Annotated in this window: 25 protein-coding genes and 1 pseudogene; 11 read left to right on the top strand and 15 right to left on the bottom strand. The window is 64.4% G+C overall.

Annotation, left to right across the window (positions count from 1 at the left end; all coding sequences use genetic code 11):
- The 7 genes from RT424_RS19850 to rpmH all read right to left on the bottom strand — a co-directional run.
- Positions 1-868: inorganic phosphate transporter (locus RT424_RS19850; RefSeq protein WP_313441769.1), on the bottom strand; the 868-nt coding region annotated here is incomplete at its 3' end.
- 16 nt (positions 869-884) lie between these two features.
- Entirely contained in the window at positions 885-2,021 is a 1,137-nt protein-coding gene (locus tag RT424_RS19845; RefSeq protein WP_313441767.1) for a DUF47 family protein, read from the bottom strand.
- Positions 2,022-2,263: 242 nt separating this feature from the next.
- On the bottom strand, positions 2,264-2,908 hold the full coding sequence (gene yihA / locus RT424_RS19840) for a ribosome biogenesis GTP-binding protein YihA/YsxC (protein ID WP_313441765.1): 645 nt from the start codon (positions 2,906-2,908) through the stop codon (positions 2,264-2,266).
- A 7-nt stretch (positions 2,909-2,915) separates the two neighbouring features.
- Positions 2,916-4,664 (bottom strand): membrane protein insertase YidC, encoded by a 1,749-nt coding sequence (yidC, locus tag RT424_RS19835; RefSeq protein ID WP_313441763.1) that lies wholly within the window; start codon positions 4,662-4,664, stop codon positions 2,916-2,918.
- Positions 4,665-4,740: 76 nt separating this feature from the next.
- The gene (gene yidD, locus RT424_RS19830; protein ID WP_409521552.1) at positions 4,741-4,986 is read right to left on the bottom strand and encodes a membrane protein insertion efficiency factor YidD; all 246 of its coding nucleotides are present in this window, start codon (positions 4,984-4,986) and stop codon (positions 4,741-4,743) included.
- Positions 4,983-5,414 (bottom strand): ribonuclease P protein component, encoded by a 432-nt coding sequence (gene rnpA, locus RT424_RS19825; protein WP_313441761.1) that lies wholly within the window; start codon positions 5,412-5,414, stop codon positions 4,983-4,985. The genes yidD and rnpA overlap by 4 nt, the downstream gene beginning before the upstream one ends.
- Positions 5,415-5,590: 176 nt before the next feature.
- Positions 5,591-5,725, bottom strand: coding sequence for a 50S ribosomal protein L34 (gene rpmH, locus RT424_RS19820; RefSeq protein ID WP_086494189.1), 135 nt, complete (start codon positions 5,723-5,725; stop codon positions 5,591-5,593).
- 312 nt (positions 5,726-6,037) lie between these two features.
- On the opposite strand from rpmH, the gene RT424_RS19815 reads away from it, so the two are divergent.
- Positions 6,038-6,280 (top strand): hypothetical protein, encoded by a 243-nt coding sequence (locus RT424_RS19815; RefSeq protein WP_313441759.1) that lies wholly within the window; start codon positions 6,038-6,040, stop codon positions 6,278-6,280.
- Positions 6,281-6,298: 18 nt separating this feature from the next.
- On the opposite strand, the gene RT424_RS19810 is transcribed toward RT424_RS19815, so the two are convergent.
- Together RT424_RS19810 and RT424_RS19805 are read right to left on the bottom strand one after the other, a co-directional pair.
- A complete protein-coding gene (locus RT424_RS19810) occupies positions 6,299-7,519 on the bottom strand; it encodes an acyltransferase (RefSeq protein WP_313441757.1) in 1,221 nt (406 codons plus the stop codon).
- A 15-nt stretch (positions 7,520-7,534) separates the two neighbouring features.
- Positions 7,535-8,344: an alpha/beta hydrolase gene (locus tag RT424_RS19805; protein WP_313441755.1), complete on the bottom strand. Its 810-nt coding sequence runs from the start codon at positions 8,342-8,344 to the stop codon at positions 7,535-7,537.
- A gap of 150 nt (positions 8,345-8,494) precedes the next feature.
- On the opposite strand from RT424_RS19805, the gene RT424_RS19800 reads away from it, so the two are divergent.
- The 3 genes from RT424_RS19800 to RT424_RS19790 all read left to right on the top strand — a co-directional run bounded on the left by RT424_RS19800 (position 8,495) and on the right by RT424_RS19790 (position 11,660).
- Positions 8,495-10,003 (top strand): YifB family Mg chelatase-like AAA ATPase, encoded by a 1,509-nt coding sequence (locus tag RT424_RS19800; RefSeq protein ID WP_313441753.1) that lies wholly within the window; start codon positions 8,495-8,497, stop codon positions 10,001-10,003.
- Between the two features lie 78 nt (positions 10,004-10,081).
- Positions 10,082-10,648, top strand: coding sequence for a DUF1993 domain-containing protein (locus RT424_RS19795; protein WP_313441751.1), 567 nt, complete (start codon positions 10,082-10,084; stop codon positions 10,646-10,648).
- A 109-nt stretch (positions 10,649-10,757) separates the two neighbouring features.
- On the top strand, positions 10,758-11,660 hold the full coding sequence (locus tag RT424_RS19790) for an EamA family transporter (RefSeq protein WP_313441749.1): 903 nt from the start codon (positions 10,758-10,760) through the stop codon (positions 11,658-11,660).
- An 8-nt stretch (positions 11,661-11,668) separates the two neighbouring features.
- Here RT424_RS19790 and RT424_RS19785 read toward each other — a convergent pair whose 3' ends face one another.
- Positions 11,669-12,394, bottom strand: a complete 726-nt coding sequence (locus RT424_RS19785) for an alpha/beta fold hydrolase (protein WP_313441774.1) — start codon at positions 12,392-12,394, stop codon at positions 11,669-11,671.
- 77 nt (positions 12,395-12,471) lie between these two features.
- The gene (locus tag RT424_RS19780; RefSeq protein WP_313441747.1) at positions 12,472-13,191 is read right to left on the bottom strand and encodes a DUF3617 domain-containing protein; all 720 of its coding nucleotides are present in this window, start codon (positions 13,189-13,191) and stop codon (positions 12,472-12,474) included.
- On the opposite strand from RT424_RS19780, the gene uvrB reads away from it, so the two are divergent.
- The 6 genes from uvrB to RT424_RS19750 all read left to right on the top strand — a co-directional run bounded on the left by uvrB (position 13,175) and on the right by RT424_RS19750 (position 20,661).
- A complete protein-coding gene (gene uvrB / locus RT424_RS19775) occupies positions 13,175-15,361 on the top strand; it encodes an excinuclease ABC subunit UvrB (RefSeq protein ID WP_313441745.1) in 2,187 nt (728 codons plus the stop codon). The genes RT424_RS19780 and uvrB overlap by 17 nt on opposite strands.
- A gap of 116 nt (positions 15,362-15,477) precedes the next feature.
- Positions 15,478-15,753 (top strand): type II toxin-antitoxin system HicA family toxin, encoded by a 276-nt coding sequence (locus tag RT424_RS19770; protein ID WP_313441743.1) that lies wholly within the window; start codon positions 15,478-15,480, stop codon positions 15,751-15,753.
- Complete coding sequence (locus RT424_RS19765; RefSeq protein ID WP_313441741.1) at positions 15,737-15,934, top strand: type II toxin-antitoxin system HicB family antitoxin; 198 nt, start codon at positions 15,737-15,739, stop codon at positions 15,932-15,934. Before RT424_RS19770 ends, RT424_RS19765 begins: the two co-directional genes overlap by 17 nt.
- A gap of 256 nt (positions 15,935-16,190) precedes the next feature.
- Entirely contained in the window at positions 16,191-17,312 is a 1,122-nt protein-coding gene (locus tag RT424_RS19760; protein ID WP_313441739.1) for a helix-turn-helix transcriptional regulator, read from the top strand.
- 115 nt (positions 17,313-17,427) lie between these two features.
- Complete coding sequence (locus RT424_RS19755) at positions 17,428-18,933, top strand: acetyl-CoA hydrolase/transferase family protein (RefSeq protein WP_313441737.1); 1,506 nt, start codon at positions 17,428-17,430, stop codon at positions 18,931-18,933.
- Between the two features lie 225 nt (positions 18,934-19,158).
- Positions 19,159-20,661: a S10 family serine carboxypeptidase-like protein gene (locus tag RT424_RS19750; RefSeq protein ID WP_313441735.1), complete on the top strand. Its 1,503-nt coding sequence runs from the start codon at positions 19,159-19,161 to the stop codon at positions 20,659-20,661.
- 141 nt (positions 20,662-20,802) lie between these two features.
- On the opposite strand, the gene RT424_RS19745 is transcribed toward RT424_RS19750, so the two are convergent.
- Positions 20,803-21,474: a glutathione S-transferase family protein gene (locus tag RT424_RS19745; protein WP_147221670.1), complete on the bottom strand. Its 672-nt coding sequence runs from the start codon at positions 21,472-21,474 to the stop codon at positions 20,803-20,805.
- A gap of 196 nt (positions 21,475-21,670) precedes the next feature.
- Here RT424_RS19745 and RT424_RS19740 point away from each other — a divergent pair, with 196 nt between their 5' ends.
- Positions 21,671-22,060, top strand: a complete 390-nt coding sequence (locus RT424_RS19740; protein ID WP_313441734.1) for a VOC family protein — start codon at positions 21,671-21,673, stop codon at positions 22,058-22,060.
- A 24-nt stretch (positions 22,061-22,084) separates the two neighbouring features.
- Here the strand turns inward: RT424_RS19740 and metW are convergent, their stop codons facing one another.
- From metW to metX, 3 genes and pseudogenes are all read right to left on the bottom strand, one after another.
- Positions 22,085-22,678 carry a methionine biosynthesis protein MetW gene (gene metW, locus RT424_RS19735; protein ID WP_313441732.1) on the bottom strand — a complete coding sequence of 198 codons (594 nt, stop codon included), beginning with the start codon at positions 22,676-22,678 and terminating at the stop codon, positions 22,085-22,087.
- Positions 22,675-23,121, bottom strand: coding sequence for a GNAT family N-acetyltransferase (locus RT424_RS19730; protein WP_313441730.1), 447 nt, complete (start codon positions 23,119-23,121; stop codon positions 22,675-22,677). Before RT424_RS19730 ends, metW begins: the two co-directional genes overlap by 4 nt.
- Positions 23,118-23,610: pseudogene (metX, locus tag RT424_RS19725) on the bottom strand (homoserine O-acetyltransferase); the annotation flags it as partial. The gene RT424_RS19730 and the pseudogene metX, both read right to left, overlap by 4 nt.

Raw genomic sequence — 23,610 nt, 5'->3', positions numbered from 1 at the left:
CGACCACGGCGCCGGTGATGGCGTGGGTGGTCGAGACCGGAATGCCCATGGCGCTTGCCCCGAACACCACGATCGAACCCGCGGTGGAAGCGCAGAAGCCCGAGTGGTGGTTTAGCTTGGTGAGCTTGGAACCCATGGTCTTGATGATCTTCCACCCGCCCGAGAGGGTGCCGATCGAGATCGCCGCATAGCAGGAGATCACCACCCATTCGGGCACATGGAAGCCACCCTGGAGATGCCCGGTAGAATAGAGCAGCACCGCGATGATGCCCATGGTCTTCTGCGCATCGTTGCCGCCGTGGCTGATCGAATAGGCAGCCGAAGAGAACAAGTGCAGCGTCTTGAAGATGCCGTTCGAGGCGCGCGGCGTCGTGCCCCTGAACACCCACGAGGTCAGCAACATCATCAACATGGCGATCATGAAGCCGAGCACCGGGGACGCCACGATGGCGATCACCGTCTTCATGGTGCCTTCCGATTCGACCACGCCCGGTCCCGCCGCGGCGATTCCCGCGCCCAGCAACCCGCCGATCAGGGCATGGCTGGAGGATGAGGGAATGCCCTTGATCCAGGTGAGCACGTTCCAGAACATGGCGCCCACCAGCGCCCCGAACACCACGGCGGGGGTCACCGCATCCTTGTCGATGATGCCCTTGCCCACCGTCTCGGCGACATGGAGGCCCATGATCCAATAGGCCGCGAAGTTGCCGAAGGCGGCGAACAGCACGGCGACCACCGGCGAAAGCAGGCGCGTCGCCACCACGGTGGCGATGGCGTTGGCGGCATCGTGAAGGCCGTTGAGGAAGTCGAAGGCAAGCGCCAGCGCGACGAGGCCGAACAACAGCGGCAGGGCGATCGTATGTTCCATGGTGAAAGTCCGCCGGTCAGGCGTGGTCGATCACGAGACCGTCGATCTCGTTCGCGATGTCCTCGAAGCGATCGACCACGCGTTCGAGGCGCCGGAACATTTCCTGGCGAACGATGAAGTGCAGCGCGTCGCCCCCGGCGTCCGCCTTGAACACGCGCTTGAGGCCGGCGGCGTGGATCTCGTCCGCATGCCCTTCCATGCGCACGAGGCGCTCGGTCAGTTCGTGCAGGCGATGGCCGTTGTCGGCGATCTTGCGCAGGAGCGGCATGATCTCCGCCGTCAGGCGCGCGGCGTCGACGATGATCGCCGCCATGTCGATCATTTCGGGTTCGAACTCGGCGACCTCGTAGAGGTTCACCGCGTTGGCCACCTGCTGCATCTCGTCGATGGCATCGTCCATCGTGGTGATGAGGCTGGTGATCGAAGAGCGGTCGAACGGCGTCAGGAAGGTGCGGCGCACCGTCTGGAGCACTTCGCGAGTGATGTCGTCGGCGTCATGTTCGCGCTCACCCACTTCGCGGATGTGCTGCGCGCGACCGGGGCCGCCCTGCGCAAGACGGGCCAGAGCGTCGGCGCCGGCCACCAGGGTGGCGGCTTGCCGCTCGAACAACTCAAAGAAGTCGCCCTGCTGCGGCAGCAACTTCTGGAACCAGGCAAACATTGTATTGATCCCTGTCTTGTCGGCCATCCGATCAGCCACCGCGCCGATCAGGCGGGCGGGGCTGGCGGCCGCGCGAAACTCGCGCGCGCCGAACGAACGGATCAGCGCGCGCAGGTCCTCTTCGTCGACCGCCTTAGCGGCGTCGGCCATCGAGAACCAGCGGCGTTCGCGCTGATGCTGTTCGTCCCAGGAGTCAAGCTCCTCGGTGACGGCGAAGGGGAATACATCCACATCCGCCCAGACCGATGCACCCGAAGCACGGGTCTTGCGATAACGGTAGGAACCGAGCGGGATCGGGCAAGCCGCCCCGCGGACACCTGCTTCCTCCTCCGCTTCGACGGCGGCCGCCGCGTGCGGGGGAAGGCCCTTCATCAGGCCGCCCTTGGGAATCACCCAGCGTCGCGACTGGCGCGAGGTGATCAGAAGGATCTGGATCGGCGCATCGACCGCGGGTCCGGTGGCGCGATAGGGAAGAACGGCAATCTGGCGCATGGCGAGACTCCTTCTTCTCATTGACGCGACCGAGCGCCTCTAGGGGAACCTGCGCCGTCACGCAATCGTCACAATGGGAGTTTTCCGATGTCTGGTCGGAAGTGCCGGCGATAACCGCGCCGTTGTTGCCGCAAGCTACGGATTTTGTGGAGGAAGTGGATAGTGCGGCAGCGGTGGAGCGGCCTCGGGCTACCCCGAAAACCGGTGGGACCGGTAAAAATCAACCAGTCCCACTAGGCCCATCAGATCTGCGAATCAGCGAATACCGCTGCGCGCAGCTCGGCGATGCCCAGTCCCTTCTCGGACGACGTGATGTGCACTTCCGGGAAGGCGGCCGGATGCTTGCGCGCCTCGGCAATCGTTTCGGCGTGAACCTTTTCCAGCTCGCTCGCCTTGATCTTGTCTGCCTTGGTGAGGACGATGCGGTAGCCGACGGCGGCTTCATCGAGCATCTTCATCATCTCGGCGTCCACGTCCTTCACGCCATGGCGCGAATCGACCAGCAGCAGCGTGCGCTTGAGCACGACGCGGCCGCGCAGGTAGTCGCGCACCAAGCGGCGCCAGGTCTCCACGACCTTGGGCGGCGCCTTGGCGAAGCCGTAGCCCGGCATGTCGACCAGGCGGAACTGCATCGGTTCGCCCACCTCGAAGAAGTTCAGCTCCTGCGTGCGCCCCGGCGTCACTGAAGTGCGCGCGATCGACTTGCGGCCCGTAAGCGCATTGAGCAGCGACGACTTGCCGACGTTCGATCGTCCGCAAAAAGCGATTTCCGGCGCGTCGGGATCGGGCAGGAACTTGAGCGCAGGCGCGCTCTTCAGGAACGTCACCGGTCCCGAAAAGAGCTTACGCGCCTGCTCGATCAATTCTGCCTGTTCTTGTTCTTCCATGTCAGTCTCAGGCCTTGCGTTCGGCGGTGCGCGCCTTGTCCTGAGCATCCTTCTCGGCCTGGGCCTTCAGCTGCGGGTGGCGGCTGTAGAGGAACTGCTGCTGCGCGATGGTCAGGATGTTCGAGGTGATCCAGTAAACCAGCAGGCCCGAAGCGAAGGGCGCCATGATGAACATCATGAACCACGGCATCAGGGCGAAGACCTGCTGCTGGGCCGGGTCCATCTGGGCCGGGTTCAGCTTGAACTGGAAGTACATCGTCACGCCCAGCAGGAGCGCCAGCACGCCGATCGCCAGGAAGCTGGGCGGATCGAAGGGCAGCAGCCCGAACAGGTTAAGGATGTGCAGCGGATCGGGCGCGGAAAGATCGCGGATCCACAGCACGAACGGCTGGTGGCGCATCTCGATCGCCAGCATCAGCACCTTGTAGAGCGCGAAGAACACCGGGATCTGCAGGAACATGGGCAGGCAGCCGGCGAGCGGGTTCACCTTCTCCTGCTTGTACAGCGCCATGATCTCAAGCTGCTGCTTCTGCTTGTCGTCCTTGTAGCGCTCCCGAAGCGCCTTCATCTTCGGCTGAATCGCGCGCATGGCCGCCATCGACGCGAACTGGCGCTGGGCGATGGGGAACATGATGCCGCGTACGATCACGGTCAGCAGGATGATGGCGACGCCGAAGTTGCCGACCAGGCTGAACAGCTTGGTGAGCAGCCAGAAGATCGGCTTCTCGAACCAGCGGAACCAGCCCCAGTCGATGGCGAGGCCGAAATTGGCGATGCCCTGCGCCTCATAGGCGTCGAGCACCTTGTGCTCCTTGGCGCCGGCGAACAGCTTGGTCTGGCGGGTAAGCGCCTGGCCCGGCTGGATCACTGCCTTGTCGTAGACCAGGTCGGCGCGGAAGATACCGTTGCCCTGCGAGCGGAACGTGCCCTGGGCCTTGGCATTGACCGGCACGACCGCCGACATCCAGTAGACGTCGGTGAAGCCGATCCAGTCGGCATTACCCGGCTGCGGCGAAGTGCCGTCCTTGGCCAAGGCGTCATACTTGGGACCGAACGTGACCGAACCGTCGAAAGCACCGATACCGCCGGTACGAAGCGTCCAGGCATAGGCGGCCGCGGTGCGGTCGGTGCGGTTGACCAGCGCGAAAGGCTGGACCGCCACGGCGCCAGTGCCACGGTTCTGGATCTGCTGGTCGGCGGTGATCAGGTAGTTGTCGTCCACCTTGAGGGTGATCGAGAAGAGCTGTCCCTGGCCGTTGTCCCATGTCAGCACGACGGGGGTGAAAGGCGTAAGCTTGGCGCCTTGCGGCGCGGTCCACACGGTCTGTGCCGTCGGCGCGGCGATGCCTTCACCGACCCAGCCGAACTGGGCATAGTGCTGCGCCGGCGTTCCCGAGGGCGAGAACATGCGGACCGGGCCGGAGTCCTTCTCCACCGTTTCGCGGTGACGGTTCAGCACGAGATCGTCCAGCAGCGCGCCGGTCAGATTGATCGAGCCGGAGATGCCGGGTGCCGCGATCGGCAAGCGACCGGGAGCGGCAAGCGCGGTCTTGAGATCCTTCTGCTCCAGCGCCAGGTCGGCGGCGTCACGCAGGCCGCCCTCGCGGGTGGGCTTGCCCGCCGAAGCCGGCGCGGCCTGTTCGACCGGTTGCGGCTTGTTGGCCTGGGGGTAGAAATACCCGACCCCGGCTTCCCAGCCGAAGAGCACGAGCGCGGTCAGGACGACCGCCAGGATTATATTGCGCTGCTTATCCACGAAGGCTTTTTCCTGTCGTATTCGCGTCAGTGGCAGCGACTTGGCTGCCCTCATTTTCGTTCAGTCGGGATTTCATTCAATCGGGGACTGGGTCGTAGCCGTGCCCACCCCAAGGCTGGCAGCGCAATATACGCTTGAACGCCAGCCAGCCACCCTTAATCGCACCATGCTTGCGGACCGCCACAATGGCGTACTGCGAGCAGGATGGCGCATAGCGGCAGGTCGGCGGCATGATCCGTGAAGGGCCGAGTTGCCAGGCCCGCGCCACCACGATCAGCAGCAATCCCGGCAGAGACACCAGCAAGGCCAGCGCCCTTTTCACGACTTTGTCGCTCTCGGAGAACCGGTGGCATTACCACCCTTTCCACCGGGTCCACGCTTGCGCCCGCGATGGCTGCGCGGCGGATCGCCCTTGCCGGCCTGGGCGCGACCGAGCGCGGCCAGCAACTCGGTTCGCAATGCGGTGAAATCCCGTTCGACGCCGTTTTCGCGGCCGATCAGGACATGATCGGTGTCGGCAAGGCCATGCTCCGGCAGCATCTCGCGCAGCAGCGCCCGAAAGCGCCGCTTCATGCGGTTGCGCACCACGGCATTGCCGATCTTCTTGGTGACCGTGATGCCGACGCGCATGCCCTGCCCGCCGTTCGCCTTGGCAAGCAGCACGAAACCTGGCCGCGCGACTCGCAAGCCGGCATTGGCCGCAACGAAGTCGGCCCGTTTCGTCATCGTGGAGTAGGGGCTGGCGGTCATCGTGTCAGAGATAGGATCGACCGTCCGGACTGCAAACAGCGTACCGGAAACGGCAGTACCTCAAACGGCTGCGGCCCGTGCCGCCACCCGAAGCCCCGAGACACGGGAACTCGGATGGCGGCACGGGCCGCCTGCCGCGTTCCGGCCCTGAGCTTGAAGGCTCGGGCCGAAAAGACTTAGGCCGAAAGCTTCGAACGGCCGCGGGCGCGGCGCGCACGAAGCACCTTGCGGCCACCGACAGTCGCCGTACGGGCGCGGAAGCCGTGACGGCGGGCGCGAACAAGGCGGCTGGGCTGGAAAGTGCGCTTCATGACGGTCCTCGAAATTCAAATGCGGCCCCGAAAGGCCCGAACAAAAAGGGCCGCCCAACAAGGTCGACCGCAAAACAGAAGCGCGCCGTTACTGGACCGGCGCGAGTGAGTCAAGGCAAAGCCACATTCTGACGCTCGCCAAAGACAGGAAGGAAGCCCATTCGGACATGCGCTCGATCGGGTTGCGCCAGCCATGGCGGCATATACCTCCAATGCCCATCCCGGTACACCCCACCGCGACCGCCAAATTCCTGCGATCCATGCTAGCCTTGCCGCAAAGTGCCGTATTTCGGCGGCGGATGCGAAGGAACGATGACCAAGGAAGACGGTATCGGCGTACTGGTGGGATGGTCCTCGCGCGACCTTGGCCCCAACATCGTGTTGGAACTCCAGACCTTCGGGAAGGATGGCTGGGACGCAGGGGACGAACCCGAAGACTTGCGCCTTTTTCTTACGCGGAGCCAGGCGGCTGTTCTGGCGAATCACCTGCTGCAGGTCAGCGGCGCCCAACGACCGAGGCAGCGCCGCAACTGGCTGCGCTCGCTGTTCCCGTAACCCACGAAGCATAAGCGATCACGCCAGGGCCTTATCGTTGCCGCTTCGGATTTTCGGCGGAGTGCGGGTACGGAGGGTCAGCCGCTGCCCGCCTTGAAGCAGGGGGCGCTCGACCATGAGATGGGTAACGCCACCGATCAGGCAGGCCACGAGAACGACGGGCGGCACCAGCCAGTATTGCGGAAGCCGCGCCAACGCATCATCCCTCAAGGCCAAGGCGTAGCCCATCAGGACGAAGAAGTGGGTCAGGTAGAGAGAGTAGGACGCATTGCCCAAGCTCACGAGCCACCGCGCGATGGGGTTGTGGGTCGACGGCAGAAGGAGAAGGCCAGCGACGATCGCCAGCCCCGCCGTTCCCCAGGTCGCGACTCGGGCAAATCCATCAAGGCCATGCGTGTTGTCGTGCGGAACGAACATCGGCGCGCCATGCATCAGCGCCAATCCGAAGGAAACCAGGATGGCGGCTGATCGGGCCCCAAGGCGTGCCTTGATGGTGGGATAGACCCAGGCCAACGTCATTCCCATCACGAACTCGAGGGGAATCGGGTCGCTCAGGAAGCGTTGCACCGCGCTTTCCGGCAGCGCCTGCGCCAGCATCAGCAGCAGAAGGATGCCTCCGCCCGTCGCAAGGGTAGTCACTTTCCGGGACCGCGAGGTCAGGCAGGCTGCGAAGACGAGGTAGAAGTAGACCTCGTAGACGAGCGTCCAGGCTACGCCGATGATAGGGTGTCCTCCCGGAACCAGAGCGAGTCCGGTAACGATGTCCACCGCCGACAGAACCCGCCCGTGGAAGAACCCCAGGCCCATCAGCGAAAGCATCGCCAGGCAGGCCATCCAATAGAGCGGATAGATCCGGACGGCGCGCCGCCAAAGGAAGCCGGCCGCCGAGGGCGCCGGCCTGTTCAGGGGCCGCCCCGGACGGAGGCTGGTGTGCACCATGATAAAGCCGCTGATGACGAAGAATACGTCCACCCCGGCGGCGCCCGCCGTGGTCAGCCAATCGGGGCTGAAGGATCCGGGCACCCCGTTCGACGTTTCGAGCGCGTGATGCACCGTAACAGCCAGGGCCGCCAGGCCCCTGGCCACCTGAAGTCCCGGCAATGCCCCCGACGAAGCGCCGCGCGCCTCGGGCGCTCCGGCCACACTGCCCCTCATCTCCATCCCGACGATCCGCATTTCGGCGCCGGCCCCTGCCCGCGCGACCTGCGGATCATGTCGCGACCGGTCGCCACCGATCAAACTGAAGAGCGTCCGTTATCGTTGCAACGCTGTGAGGCGGGTGGAACTGCGGGTCCACGCCTTGTCCAGCCTGACCCAACGCGCCATCTCCTCGGCCCCGAACCAGCGAGCCGATTCGAAGGGAATCGCGTTGGTCATCGCGTAAAAGGCCCGCGCTTCGCCGGAATCCATGCCCATCTGCTGGTAGTAATCCAGATAGCGAAGGTTTTCCGGGGCATTCGGCGCATAGTCCCGCGGCGTACGGCCACTATCGTCAAGCCAGGCGTGGACCGCGAATTCTGACCCCGGGTCTGCAAAACGCAGCCGCCCCGCCAGGAAAAGCTCGACCGCACCGGACCGCACCGAGCCACCAGCGGGAACATGGGTCGTGATCCCTCGCGCGTGGATCATCCGTCCCAGTCGCAAGTTGGCAAGATCGTCTTCGGTGCCGGGGCACTCAATCATCTCGAGTTCGGATATATTCGGATAGGCGCGCAACAGCGCGGCGAATTGCTCCGGGCTGCGCGAATCGGTAGCATCGACAAGCGCGGCACGCTTGCCGTCCAATACGCGAAAAGGACCGTAGGCCGCTATGCCGCGGGGGATGGCTGCCGGAGCGGACTGCCAGAAATCGATGCGGGTCTGCATGCCCTGAGGCGTTTCAGCCCACTCGTCACGCTGCCATGAAACCGCTCGTTCCACATTACCGGCATCGGCCACCGCGCGCTCGGGGGGGCCGCCATCGGCCTCCACGACCAATTCATACGAAATCCCGCCTTCGTCTGCCAAAGCAGGCAAAGCGACCGACGAAATCGCCACAGCGGAAATCAAGGCAAGCGAGCGCATGTCCACAAGATGCGATCCATCTGCTTACTCAAGTCGATAGAGCTAAGGTTAAAACATTTTAACCAGATGGACAAACGCCAATACTTAGGTAAAGATTGGTTATACAACTAACTTAATAAATAGCGCGCAGATCTTAAGGAACATTCACAAGTGGTCGCCCTGGTTTCCACCGTTGCCTATATGGGACTGGAAGCGCGGGCAGTTGAAGTTCAATGTCAGGTGGCACCCGGAATGCCGGGATTCACACTGGTTGGCCTGCCAGACAAAGCCGTCGGTGAAAGCCGCCAGCGCGTAAGCGCGGCGCTGACCGCGATGGGTCTGGCGCTGCCGCCCAAACGCATAACCATAAACCTTTCTCCGGCCGATTTGCCCAAGGAAGGGTCGCACTACGACCTGCCCATCGCGTTAGCCTTGTTGGCCGCGATGGGCATCATCGATGCCGAGCAACTGGCGGACTTCGTTGCCGTGGGCGAGCTGGCTCTGGACGGCCGGGTCATTCCCTCGCCCGGGGTTCTGCTCGCGGCACTCCACGCCAGCGAGCGGGATCTGGGGCTGATCTGCCCCGTGGCGCAGGGCAGCGAGGCCCGTTGGGCCAGCGGCATTTCCGTGATCGCAACGCCGAACCTCATCAGCTTGCTCAATCACCTCAAGGGTACGCAGGTTCTGCCGCCGCCCGCCCTCGGGCGCGCCGAATCGCCGCCGCGCGGACCGGACCTGAAGCAGGTGAAAGGCCAGGAAGTCGCCCGTCGTGCCCTGGAAATCGCCGCCGCCGGATCGCACAACCTGCTGATGAGCGGACCGCCGGGCGCCGGAAAGTCGCTGCTGGCCTCTTGCCTGCCCGGTATCCTGCCCGAATTGACCGCGGGCGAAGCGCTGGAAGTCTCGATGATCGCATCGGTCGCGGGATCCCTCGAAGAAGGCCGGATCAGCCGCGCCCGCCCCTTCCGCGCACCCCATCATTCCGCATCGATGGCGGCCCTGACCGGAGGGGGCCTCAAGGTTCGGCCCGGCGAAGTCTCGATGGCCCATCTCGGCGTGCTGTTTCTCGACGAACTGCCGGAATTCCAGCGGGCGGTCCTCGATTCGTTGCGGCAGCCGCTGGAGACCGGCGAAGTCACCGTCGCGCGGGCCAATGCCCATGTCACCTACCCGGCACGTGTCCAGCTGATCGCCGCAATGAATCCTTGCCGCTGCGGCTATCTTGGCGACCCGACGCTGGCCTGTTCGCGCGTTCCCAAATGTGCCGCCGACTATCAAAGCAAGGTTTCCGGTCCGCTGCTCGATCGCATCGACCTGCACGTCGAGGTCGATCCAGTCCGCGCGGTCGATCTCGCGCTGCCGCCGCCCAAGGAAGGGAGCGTCGAGGTCGCCGCGCGCGTCGCCCGAGCCCGCGAGATCCAGACCGTCCGGCTGGAAGGCACCGGCAGGCGCACCAACGCGGAGTTGGACGGCGATCTCCTCGAAACCCACGCTACGCCTGACGAGCCGGGCCGCGCGTTGCTGATGCGGGCCGCCGAATCCATGCGCCTCTCCGCGCGAGGCTATACGCGCATCCTCAGGACCAGTCGCACCATCGCCGACCTAGCCGGGGCCGAACGAATCTCGCGCATCCATGTAGCGGAAGCCCTGAGTTACAGGCGGCGCCCGCCGACGGGCTAGGCCGATCAGGGCGATAGCCAATCGCGCTCCATGCCCTTAGGTCCGCTGCACGACGATTGCAGCAGCGGAAAGAAAATCATGAACCTGGCCGACATTCTCGCCCCGACATACCTCCAGATGTTGCAGGCCTTGTCCGGCTGGCTCGAAAAGGCGGCAGCTTCGGATTTCGGTGAAGAGGGAGCAGCGCTTACCAGTGCCCGCCTTGCCCCGGACATGTTTCCGCTTTCCACCCAGATCCGCTTCGCATGCGTGCAGGCGCAGGAGGGCATGTCGCGGGTGCGGGGCGTGCCGCTTCCCGCATCGGTAAGCGTGCTGCTTGACGAGGGGCGCAATGCGGGTGAGCATCCAGGTTCCATAGCCGATGCCCGGACACGGATCGCCGAGACGATCGCCTTCGTCGAAACGGCGGCGGCGGATGTTCGGCAGATCGCCCCCTCCGCGCCGCTCGCTCATGAGCTGCCGCAAGGGATGGTGTTCGACCTTACGGCAGAACAATACGTTCGGGACTGGGCCTTGCCCCAGTTCTACTTTCATCTGATGACCGCTTACACCATCCTCCGCGCTCAGGGCGTCGATCTTGGCAAAGCCGACTACGTAGCACACATGTTCGCCTATCTGCGGCCTGGCACCTTGCCCGCTCAGTGATTGTTACCGGCCGGCAGGGCGCTCCGAGCCTGCCAGGCCAGCGGGGCGGCCCGGTCAACCTGGGGATTATCGGCTTGTCACAAGGTGCCCATACGGGCACCGCCATCGCATGACCGCGCCGACCGACCGCACCGCACTTCTTGCCGGCCTCTCCATCGTCGTCGCCCAGGCTTCGATCAATCTGGGCGCCGCTTTCGCCAAGAGCCTGTTTCCTCTCCTTGGTCCCGAAGGGGTCGCAGCCTTGCGCACGACGATCTCGGCCCTGATCCTGCTTGCCATTGCCAGACCCTGGAGAGGGCGGGCAATGCCGGGAGGCGCGATAACCGGACGCCAATGGCGCTGGCTGCTGCTCTACGGGCTTGTGCTCGGCGGCATGAACCTGATGATCTACTGGGCCTTTCGCCGCATCCCGATCGGCATCGGCGTGGCCATCGAGATATGCGGACCGCTCGGCGTGGTGCTGGCGACGTCGCGCTCGCTGCGCGATTTCCTATGGCTCGTGCTGGCGCTCGGCGGGCTTGCCCTGCTGATCCCGTGGCCGGGACGCGCAGAGCCGCTCGACTTGGCCGGTATCGGTTTCGCCCTCGGCGCGGCGGCCTGCTGGGCACTCTATATTCTCTGCGGCAAGCGCGCGGGCGAAGTCGGTAGCACGACTGCCGTGGCGATCGGCATGACCGTGGCCTGTATCGTTACCGTGCCGTTCGGACTGGCCGCTGCTCCGTCAAGCCTGCCGCTTCATGCCCTGGGCCTCGGGCTGGTCGTCGCGATCCTGTCGAGCGCCCTGCCCTATATGCTGGAAATGCATGCGATGGGGCAGCTTTCCAGCCGAATCGTCGGCCTGCTCAGCAGCATGGCGCCGGCATTGGGTGCGATCGTCGGGTTCCTGGTGCTGAATGAACGGTTGACCGGACTGCAATGGCTGGCGGTTGCCATGATGATCGTGGCCAGCGCCGGGTGCTCGCTGGGGGCGAAACCGCCGGTAGCCAAGGCCCGCGACGACGTCATGGCCTGAGAAACCGCTCAATCTTCGATATCGAGCTGCCGCAGCACTTCCGCGACCACGCGGGGGTCGCTGGCGAACCCCAGGTGCGAGCAGCGGATCGCCACTGCCCGGTCCCGCTCGTGTGGCCATCCGCAGGCGGAGCGCGGATGGATCACGCCATCGCGCGGGCTCCACAGCGCAACGGTGGGCACTGGCGGCTTCTCGGCGAAGTCACACTCGATTGGGGGCGCATCCACCGAGTGCCCCGTCACCACCTGGTAGGCCCGCCAGGCGTTGTTGGCGCGCGGGTCTCCGGAAAACGGCGTGCCCATCGTTATCACCTTGCGAACGCTGGCGGGTTGCCGCCGCGCGATTTCCCGCGCGAACAGACCGCCCAGGCTCCAGCCCACCAGCGTGACCGGCGCGCGATGCCGCCGCGCCAGCGCACCCACGCGGCGCATCAGGAATTCGAAATTGTGCGGATTGGGGCCGAAGTTGAAGCCCAGCCCCCATTCGTGGACTTCGTGCCCGGCCTGGGCGAGCGCCTCGGCCATGGGCCTCATCCGGTTAGGGTGCGCGCCGAAGCCCGGCAGCAGCATCACGGGTTGAGGATGAAGCGCTGCCTTGATGCCGAGCAGCTTCTTGCCGCCCCTCCGCAGCGACGCCAGTTCGGCGAAGAACAGCCGCAGCGACGGCTTGCGGACACCCTCAGGATGAGGCTCGCGCGCCAGCGCCGCGCGACGCACGATGGCGCTGCGCATCATGTCCAGCTGCCGCGGGGACTGACCGTTCACTTTTCCGTCTCAACTCCGTTACGGCCAGGCTCCGCGAAAACGGCACCCTACCCCTGACAATCCCCGATGCGTCGGGTCTTCACATGCATCGTCATCTTCATCTGTCCGGCAGCCGGCGATCCACCGATCGACCCTCCGCTCATGTCCATCTTCACGGTGATGTCCGAGCCATCTTCGGCCACCATGCCGTCCAGCGTCAGGACGGCCTTGCCGCCTTCCTTCGAAGAACATTCCATTTGGGCATCCAGCTTCCCGCCATCAACATCGAAGCGCGAATAGGTACATTCGCGGCCCTGCCCCACGTCATGGAACATGTCGCGATAGCCCTTTTCGGCTTCGGCGGAAGTCAGGCAGAAATCGCTGACCTGAGACTTCTGAAGCGTCGACTTCATCTGGTCTGCCAATTCCTGCGGCAGTCCTGGAACGTCGATCTGCTTCACTTCGCTGGCCTGCGTGTACCGGCCTGGCCGGGGCTTGTCGAGCTTGGCGGCTTCTTGTCGTATTTCCGCCTGGGACTTGCCTTCGCCTGCCACGCGCTCTTTCGCATCGTCCTTCGCGCCGCAACCGGCCAGCAGGATCGCGGGGGCCATCGCGGCCAGGATCACGTATCGCTTCAGTCGCCGCCTTCCTTCGCACTCGTCCCGCAAGGACGTACCATCGACACCATCCGCCCGCCAGCGAGTCGCGCGTGGCGTAAGGATGATGCCTTCCTCATTGCGAGCGCGAGACACATACCCCATATGTTCTCCCATGGCAGAACTGATCATTCGCCGGGGCCTTGAGGAACCGGACACTTCGGGCACCTTCGTCCCTCACAAGCCGCAGCGACCCGACAAGTCGATGCCGGGCAGGCCATTTAAGGTCGTTTCGGAATACGAACCCAACGGCGACCAGCCCACCGCCATCGCCGATCTCGTCTCCACGGCCGAGGAAGGCGAAAAGACGCAGGTGCTGCTGGGCGTCACCGGCTCCGGCAAGACCTTCACCATGGCCAAGGTGATCGAGGAACTGCAGCGCCCGGCGCTGATCCTGGCGCCGAACAAGATCCTGGCCGCCCAGCTCTATGCCGAGATGAAGGACTTCTTCCCGGAGAACGCGGTCGAATACTTCGTTTCCTACTACGACTATTACCAGCCCGAGGCCTACGTCGCCCGGTCGGACACCTACATCGAGAAGGAAAGCTCGGTGAACGAGGCGATCGACCGCATGCGCCATTCGGCCACGCGGGCGCTGCTGGAGCGCGACGACGTGATCATCGTCGCCTCGGTGTCTTGCCTCTACGGCATCGGCTCGGTGGAAACCTATTCGGCCATGATCTTCGACCTGAAGGCCGGCGAATCGCAGGACCAGCGCGAGATCATCCGCAAGCTCGTCGCACTTCAATACAAGCGCAACGATGCCGCCTTCACCCGCGGCACCTTCCGCGTGCGCGGCGACAATCTTGAACTGTTCCCGTCCCACCTGGAGGACACGGCCTGGCGCATCTCGTTCTTCGGGGACGAGATCGAGGAGATCGCCGAGTTCGATCCGCTCACCGGCAAGAAGGGCGCGGTGCTGGAAAAGGTGCGGGTCTATGCGAACTCGCACTACGTCACGCCGGGGCCGACGATGAAGCAGGCCAGCGAGGCGATCCGCTTCGAACTGACGGAGCGGCTGAAGGAACTGGAAACCGAAGGCCGCCTGCTGGAAGCGCAGCGGCTGGAGCAGCGCACCAATTTCGACCTGGAGATGATCGCGGCCACCGGAAGCTGCGCGGGGATCGAGAACTATTCGCGCTTCCTAACCGGCCGCCTGCCGGGCGAGCCGCCACCGACTTTGTTCGAATACCTGCCGGACAATGCGCTGCTGTTCGTGGACGAAAGCCACCAGACGGTGCCGCAGATCGGCGCGATGTCGAAGGGCGACCACCGCCGCAAGATCACCCTGGCCGAATATGGCTTCCGCCTGCCCAGCTGCATCGACAACCGCCCGCTGCGCTTCAACGAGTGGGATGCGATGCGCCCGCAGACCATCGCCGTCTCGGCCACGCCGGGTCACTGGGAGATGGACGAATCGGGCGGCGTCTTTGCCGAACAGGTGATCCGCCCCACCGGCCTGATCGATCCGCCGGTGGAAATCCGCCCGGTCGAGGATCAGGTGCAGGACTGCATCGTCGAGTGCAAAGCGGTGGCCGAGAAGGGGTATCGCACCCTCGTCACCACCCTCACCAAGCGCATGGCCGAGGATCTCACCGAGTTCATGCACGAGGCCGGCGTGCGCGTGCGCTACATGCACAGCGACGTCGAGACGCTGGAGCGTATCGAACTGATCCGCGATCTTCGCATGGGCGTCTACGATGTTCTGGTGGGGATCAACCTGCTTCGCGAGGGCCTGGACATTCCCGAGTGCGGGCTCGTCTGCATCCTCGATGCCGACAAGGAAGGCTTCCTGCGCAGCGAAACCTCGCTGATCCAGACCATCGGCCGCGCCGCGCGCAATGTCGACGGCCGCGTGATCCTCTATGCCGATCGCATGACCGGATCGATGGAACGCGCCATTGCCGAAACCGACCGGCGCCGCGCCCGGCAAGAAGAATACAATGCCGAACACGGCATCACGCCGCAGACCATCAAGCGCCGTATCGCCGACATCGTCGCAGATACCGCCAGCCGCGACGGCGTGCTGGTGGATATCGACGCCGAGGGCCAGAACAACCTCGTCGGCCATAACTTGCGGGCCTACATCGAGGAACTCGAACAGAAGATGCGCAATGCCGCCGCCGACCTGGAATTCGAGGAAGCCGGCCGCCTGCGCGACGAGATCAGGAAATTGGAAGCCAGCGAACTCGGCATCCCCGACGAGCACAAGAAAGCGCCGATCGTCGGCCGCAGCAACGAGGGCAAGCCGGGGACACGGAAGACGCGATATGGGAAAGTGCAGCGGAAATGGGGTAAGTAGTCCACGTTTTGTGTGGAATAGGTAGAAGTCTACTCCAACTTGCTCAGCATTGATTGCATGCAGACGCCAACTGAGGGATTTGTCGAGTAAGACGCTTGAAACTGCTCGAGGCGTCGATGATCAAATTTATCAAGCTCTACACACAACTTTTGGAAACACGAGATCGCACCGCAATCCTAAAGGCTTTTGGATTTACGCATGTCCGCACCAAGGGGAGCCAGCAAATCTGGGTGCACTCAACCCTTGATCGACCTTATCCGGTTCAACCGAGTAATACAGCCGCAAAAGCCTATCAAGCTCGCAAGTTACTTGAACTTATCGACCTGCACGTTGCCCCCAGTCATCAAACTGATAGCACCGCATTACCATATCAACTTGTTCTGGTCGGATGAGGACGCGTGCTGGATCGCGGACGTTCCCGACCTCAAGCCCTGCTCCGCGCATGGCGATAGCACCGACCAGGCGCTCGCGAATATCAACGATGCCATAGAAGGCTGGCTGGAAGTGGCGGCGGAGAAGGGAATGCCAATTCCCGAGCCACGATATCGCCCCGCTATTTACGGCACTGCCTGACCATTTTCGACGGACGCTGACGGCGACGTACTGCCAGAAACAATCCGCTTGTTCGAAAAGAATGGCCGCGTCGACAAGAAAATGCCCGAGGCCTGCCGTAGCCGCCTCGGGCAAGTGTTCAGGACGGCTTATCGCCGATCCCTCGGGTCGCGGGCCTGTTGTGGACTGGTTTGGAAGCGCGAACATACCATGTTCATGGTAATGGATCGCAAGTTTCGTTTGATAACAGAACTTGTTAAGCACGCGCCGGACCTTCATGATTGCTGCCGTGGGCAGCAACGGATACGAAGCACGCATCAGCGAATTGGCGGGTCTTTTCGCGCGCGCGCCGTTCGACGAGGACGGATGGGACCGCGCGCTCAAGGCCCTTGCCAGCCACACCGGCTCGGCCCGCGCCCAGCTCCTGGCCTTGGGCGACCGTCACGCCGCGTTCAACTGGGTGACCGATGCCGACCCCCATTATCTTGCGGAATTCGAGGAGATCGGTGGCTATCGGGCAGATGTGAACTATCGCGTGGCCACCACACGCGCGCCACTCGAACTGTCCTGGGAAGTGCACTACGCGGCAGCCCGCGCCGTTTCCACGAATGAGCGCTTCCTGGACTATGTCCGGCGGCACGATGCCGAATTCGGCGTTCAGATGACCCTCAGCCAGCGCCCCGGCGTCCTGTTTGGCCTTGCCGCGCTGCATGGCGAGAACGAAGGCCCCACTACCGAGGCGCAGCGCGAGGTGTTTCGCCGGATCGCTCCCAGTGTGCTCGAAGCGATACGCCTTCAGGATACGATCGAACACCAGGGCGCCGCGCTGCTGAGCGGCTCGCTCGAATCGATGAGCACCGCCGCGATCCTGCTCGACGCCGTGGGCAAGGTCTGCGGCATGACATCCGCCGCGCAGGCCCTGCTCGGCCCCGGAACCCTTCAGGTCCGGGCGGGCGTACTCCATGCACGGCGGCCGGATATAGAGCAGGCGCTGCAACGCCGGATCGGCGATGCGCTGGCCGGAAGCGCCGGAGGGCCCGCCGATATCTGGCTCCGCAACGGCGACGGCCTGCTCCTCCTCGACATCCGCACGCTTCCGCGCCAGGACTGGTCCTTCGGGTTTGCTCCGCGCGTGATCGTCACCTTGCGCACGCCGCTGGCGATCGATCGCCACGCGGCCGCCAGGCTGGCCGAAGCGATGGGGCTCACCCTTGCCGAAGCGGAAGTGGTGGCCCTGCTGGCGCAAGGGCATTCACGCCAGGTTGTCGCGCGGCTTCGCAGCGTCAGCGTCCAGACCGTGGTCGCGCAACTGCGCACGATCTTCCAGAAATGCGGCGTCAATCGCGAGGCGGAACTGGTCGCTATCGCAAGGACGGTGATAGAGATGGTCTCCCGATAGACCGGCGACGGCGTCATGCGTGTGCCGCAACCGTCTGGTTGGACTTTGCACTGGATTCGTCGCTCCCGCAGGCCGACTGGCGCTGCAAAGGTCAGTCAGAAAGGAAGAGGTTGCCATGCGCATCGAGAATCATGAGCTTCGCTCAAAAGTCATGCCTGCCGAAGAGGCCGCGCGCCTGATCGAAAGCGGCACTGCCGTGGGCATGAGCGGGTTCACCGGTTCCGGTTACCCCAAGGCCGTCCCTCTCGCCCTCGCCGCCCGGATCGAAGCCGAACATGCCGCCGGACGCGCCTTCAAGGTGCGCATGTGGACCGGCGCCTCGACCGGCCCCGAACTCGACGGCGCGCTGGCCAAGGCCGACGGCATCGAATTCCGTCTGCCCTACAATTCCGACCCCATCGCCCGCGAACGCATCAACAAGGGCGAGATGAACTATTTCGACATGCACCTCAGCCAGGTGGCGCCGATGGCATGGCAGGGCTTCCTCGGCCCGCTGGACACGGCGGTGATCGAAATCTCCGGCATCCGCGCCGACGGCAGCCTGATCCCCTCCTCCTCCGTGGGCAACAACAAGACCTGGCTCGACCGCGCCTCCAAGGTCATCCTCGAAGTGAATGCGTGGCAGAACGAGGCACTGGAGGGCATGCACGACATCTATTACGGCACGGCCCTGCCGCCTTCGCGCGTGCCGATCCCGCTGGTGAAGCCCGACGACCGCATCGGCGAGCCCTATCTCAAGGTCGATCCCGCCAAAGTCGTCGCCGTGGTCGAAACCGACCGGCCCGACCGCAACGCCCCGTTCAGCCCGCCGGACGAGAAAGCCAAGGCGATCGCCGGCCACATCCTGGAATTCCTGAGCCACGAAGTGAAGCTCGGCCGCCTCCCCTCGGCGCTGCTGCCGATCCAGTCGGGCGTGGGCAATATCGCCAATGCCGTGCTGACCGGTCTGGTCGACGCGCCGTTCGACAGCCTGACGTCCTACACCGAAGTGATCCAGGACGGCATGCTGGACCTGCTCGACTCGGGCAAGCTGCGCATGGCCTCGGCCACCGCCTTCTCGCTCAGCCCCGAAGCGGCCGCGCGCGTCAATGCCGACATGCACCGCTACCGCGACAAGATGCTGCTGCGCCCGCAGGAAATCTCCAACCATCCCGAACTGATCCGCCGCCTCGGCTGCATCGCCATGAACGGCCTCATCGAAGCCGACATCTACGGCGCGGTGAACTCCACCCACGTCATGGGCTCGCGCATCCAGAACGGCATCGGCGGTTCGGGCGACTTCGCGCGCAATGCCTATATCTCGATCTTCATGACCCCCTCCACCGCCAAGGGCGGCAAGATCTCTGCCATCGTGCCGCAGGCCAGCCATGTCGACCACATCAACCAGGATGTGCAGGTGATCGTCACCGAGCAGGGCCTGGCCGATCTTCGCGGCCTCAGCCCCAAGGAGCGCGCCAAGGTCATCATCGCCAACTGCGCGCACCCGGACTATCGCCCGCTGCTGGAAGACTACTACGCCCGCGCGCTCAAGGGCTCCTACGGCCTCCAGTCGCCCTCGCTGCCCGGCGAGGCGCTGTCGTGGCACCAGCGTTTCATCGAAACGGGTTCGATGCTGCCCTAAAAAGAATCCGCCCCCCGCGGATTTCGGGCGGCTCCCCCCAGCCGTCCGGACGCCTGACCTGCCCTGCCTTCCGATGGACCATTCCCATGGCCCAATCCCCGGAAGGCAGGACGGGTCAGGCACCACATTTTTCCGGCTAGAACCCTTGTCGTATACTATTTCAAGGTTCTACTGATCGCCCCTGACGTCCGTTCGGACGCATCGATAAAAGGGGTCGTTCCTTCCATGCGCAAAGTTTCGCTGGCCTCCCTGGCCATGGTGCTCGCCGCCTGTTCCGTCCCGGCTTTCGCGGCCGACAAGCCTGCCGAAAGCGCCGAAGCGAAGAAGGACGCGGAGGGCGACGAAATTCCTCTGCTACCCGCCCCCAAGTCGATCAAGCAGAGCGCGGTGATCGGCGGCAAGACCGTCAACTACGTCGCCACCGTCGGCGCGCTGCCGATCAAGGACGAAAAGGGCAAGACCATCGGCGAGGTGGTCTATACCGCCTATACCGTGCCCGGCGCTCCGACTTCGCGTCCGGTCACGTTCGCCTTCAACGGCGGCCCCGGCGCCGCCTCGGTCTACCTGAACCTCGGCGCCATCGGCCCCAAGCGCGTGCAGTTCGGCGCGCAGGGCGATGCACCATCGGACCCGGCCGTGCTGCATGACAATCCGAACTCGTGGCTGGACTTCACCGACCTCGTCTTCATCGACCCGATCGGCACCGGCTTTTCGCGCAGCCGCGTCGATGCGGAAGCGACCAAGAAGGCGTTCTACACCTCCGAGAACGACATCAAGTACCTCAGCCGCGTGGTCTACGACTGGCTGAACCAGAACGGCCGCCTCACCAGCCGCAAGTACCTTTCGGGCGAAAGCTACGGCGGCTACCGCGTGCCGCGCCTGGCCTATTACCTTCAGACCCAGATGGGCGTGGGTATCTCGGGCATGACGCTCGTTTCCCCGTACCTCGACCCGCCCGCCATCGGCGAGGACGACGCGCTGTCGCCGCTGCCCTGGATGATCAACCTGCCCGCCATGGTCGCCGGCCACTTCGAGCGCCAGGGCAACCTCAGCGAAGCGTCGATGGCCCCGGTCGAGCAGTATATCCGCACCGAATACGTGCAGGATTTCCTCGCCGGGCCGCAGGATAAGGCCGCCACCGACCGCCTTTCCGCGAAAGTCGCGGAACTGACCGGGCTGGACCCCGCCCTGGTGCGCCGCATGGACGGCCGCGTCGACATCCCGACATATCTGCGCGAAATCCACCGCGACAAGGGCCTGGTCGGATCGGTCTACGATTCGAACTACACCGCCTACGATCCCTTCCCGGCCAGCGCCCGCCCGCAGTACAGCGATCCGCTGCTGACCACCCTGATCGCGCCGACCACCTCGGCCATGGTCGATTTCGTGACCCGACAGGTCGGCTGGAAGGTCGATGCGCGCTACAATGCGCTGTCCTATGAAGTGAACGAGGCCTGGACCCGCGACAACAGCGACAATCCGGTGAAGGACCTGCGCCAGGCGATTTCGATCGATCCGAAGATGACCGTGGACATCGTCCACGGCTGGGACGACCTCTCGTGCCCCTACTTCGGCTCGCGCCTGATCATGTCACAGATGCCGCAGTTCGGCCGCCCGGACCGTGTGCGCCTGCACATGTATGAGGGCGGCCACATGTTCTATTCGCGCCCCGACAGCGGCGCGGCCCTGCGCCGCGATATCCTGGAAAGCTACCGCGCCTCGTCCTGAGGCGGGGTAGCCCGTCGTCCCGGACTTGATCCGGGACCGCTGGCAGTGAACGGCCCACCTTGCGTCGGGGCGCTCTACTGCCAGCTATCGCCTCAAGATTTGCCAGCGGTCCCGGATCAAGTCCGGGACGACGGCAGCACCTCAGGCGTCCACTTCAGCATAGTGGCTGGGCGGCTGGATCACTTCCATGCGCTCACTCAGCAGCGGCCGGAAAGAAGGCCGGGACTTCATCACCAGATACCAGCCGCGCGCCTGCTCATGGCTCGACCAGTCCAACCCGCCGAGATAGTCCGCCACGGAGATCTGCGCGGCGGCGGCCAGGTCGGCCAGCGTCATCGTCGCGCCTGCCAGCCAGGGGCGGTTGTCGATCAGGTAGTCGATGTAGTCGAGATAGTCGTGCGCCAGCTTCATCGATTCGCGCAGGATCTTGGCATCGGGCGACTGGCGCAGCACAAGGCGCTTCTTCATCCGCTCGTGCAACAGCGGACCGGACACATCGTTGTAGAAGTTCTCGTCGAACATCGCGATCAGGCGGCGGATCTCCGCGCGCTGGACGGCGGTGCCGCTGATCTGCGGATTGCGATCGACGGTTTCCTCGAAATATTCGCAGATCGCCCGGCTGTCGACGATCACCGTGCCGCGCTCGGTTTCCCGCACCACCGGCGTGCGCCCTGCCGGGTTCATCTCGAACAGCCGGTCCTCGCCCTCCCAGGGGCGCGCGGTCTGGAGTTCGTAGGCGATGCCCTTTTCGGCCATGAGCAGCCGGACCTTGCGGCTGAAGGGACAGAGCGGGAACTGGAAGATGTGCCACATGGCGATTTCGAATGCCAAACCTGCTCGCAAGCGTCCACCCGAACCGGAACGCCCCTTTCCACGCCCCCGCGAAACGCGTGGATAAGTCCCGGTTTCACCGCAGCACGGCCAATCATCGTGGCGGCGGAGCGCCCGCGGTTGACCGTACCGACATCGCCTTCCACCCCGGAGCACGACAGATCGAGAGGAGGAATGCATGATCCTGAAAAGCCTGCGCCTGGGCACCAACGACCTCGACAAGGCCCGCGCCTTTTACGACGCGACCTTCGCCACGCTCGGAGTCGCGCCTTGCGCCGTGCCCGGCGGATATCCGATCGTCCTGTGGGATCTGGACGGTTTCAAGTTCCTGCTCGGCGCCACCCGCGACGGCCAGCCGGCCACGCATGCCAACGGCGGCACGATCATCTTCGAGGCCCCCACCGAGGACGCCGTCCGCGCCTGGCACGCGGCCGGTCTTGCCCATGGTGGAACCGACGAAGGCGGCCCCGAACCCAAGCCCCAGGCCCGCGATGCCTTCGGCGCCTATTTGCGCGATCCGGATGGCAACAAGCTGGGCATCTACTGCGGCCTGACGATGGGCGGCTGATGCGGGGCCAAGAGCCCGTTTCCGCTATCCCCGCGACAGCAGGAATACCGCATGCTCGGCGCGGAAATTGGCCGCCGCCGAGCTGCACTGCCGATCCCCGGACAGGAACCAGGCGCCTTCGACCTTGATCCCGCGCATCCGCACCAGTTCGCGGAAGTCGTTCACGGTCAGGTGATGGATATTCGGCGTCTCGTACCAGGCGACCGGCAGGAGGCGCGTCACCGGCATGCGCCCGCCCCACAGCAGCGAGAGACGCACACGCCAATGGGCGAAGTTCGGAAAGCTCACGAAAGCGCGGCGGCCGATCCGCAGGAGCTGCTCCAGCACCAAGTCCGGCCGCATCGTCGTCTGGAGCGTCTGGGACAGGATCGCGTAGTCCACCGACTGGTCGGGATAGAAGGCCAGATCTTTGTCGGCATCGCCCTGGATCACCGAGAGTCCCTTACCAACGCAAAGTCCCACGTTGGCGGGGTCGAGTTCCATGCCGCGTGCGTCGCACCGTGTATCGTCGCGCAGGGCCTGCATCAGCGTCCCGTCGCCGCAGCCCACGTCCAGAACGCGAGAACCGGGCGCGACATTGGCGGCTATCACCGCCAGATCGGGCCGCAGCAGGCTCACGAATCCGCCTCCAGGATTGCGGCGAACGGGCCGGACAGCTTCTCCATCAGCCGGTCGGGGCGGACCAGCGGCGTGAAGCCCAGCCTGGCATAGACACCGTGCGCATCCTTGGTGGCAAGCATGAAGCGCCGAATATCGGCATAGTCCGGGCTGTCGAGGAACCATCCCACCATCCGGCGCCCCAGCCCCTGTCCGCGCACACTCTCGTCCACCCATACGTCGGCCAGCCAGGCGAAGCTCGCGCGGTCGGAAATGACGCGCGCGAAGCCCACTTGCGTGCCGTCGGCCAGATAGGCGCCCAGGCAATGCGAACCGGCGATTTGGCGCTCGACTTGCGCGCGCTCGATGCCGGGTGTCCAGTAGCTTGACGCCAGCCAGCCATGGATGCGCGCGATATCCAGCCGCGAAGCCTCGTCGCTGAGTTCGATTCCCGCCGCGTTCAACGTCCTTCTCCCAGAAAGCCTTCGACGACGCGGTCCAGCGCGGGCACGTCCAACAGGAAGGAATCGTGCCCATAGGGCGCCGAGAGTTCGACGAAACTCACCGGCAGCCCCGCCGCATTGAGAGCATGGACCACATTACGGGAATCGGCGGTAGGATAGAGCCAGTCGGTATCGAAGCTGACGAGGCAATAACGCGCCTTGGATCCGGCGAAGGCACTCGCCAGCAGGCCGCCATGTTCCTCGGCCAGGTCGAAATAGTCCATGGCGCGGGTGATGTAGAGGTAGGAGTTCGCATCGAAGCGATCGGTGAAGGCCAGACCCTGGTAGCGCAAGTAGGACTCGATCTGGAAATCGGCATCGAAGCCGAAGGTCTTCTCCTCGCGATCCTGAAGGCGGCGGCCGAACTTCTCGGTGAGGCCCACTTCCGACAGATATGTGATATGCGCGGCCATGCGGGCGACCGAAAGGCCTTTCTCGGGGCCCTTCCCG

It is taken from the genome of Novosphingobium sp. (genome assembly GCF_032093395.1).
Lineage (GTDB): Bacteria > Pseudomonadota > Alphaproteobacteria > Sphingomonadales > Sphingomonadaceae > Novosphingobium.
This window is presented reverse-complemented; position numbering and strand designations above follow the sequence as displayed.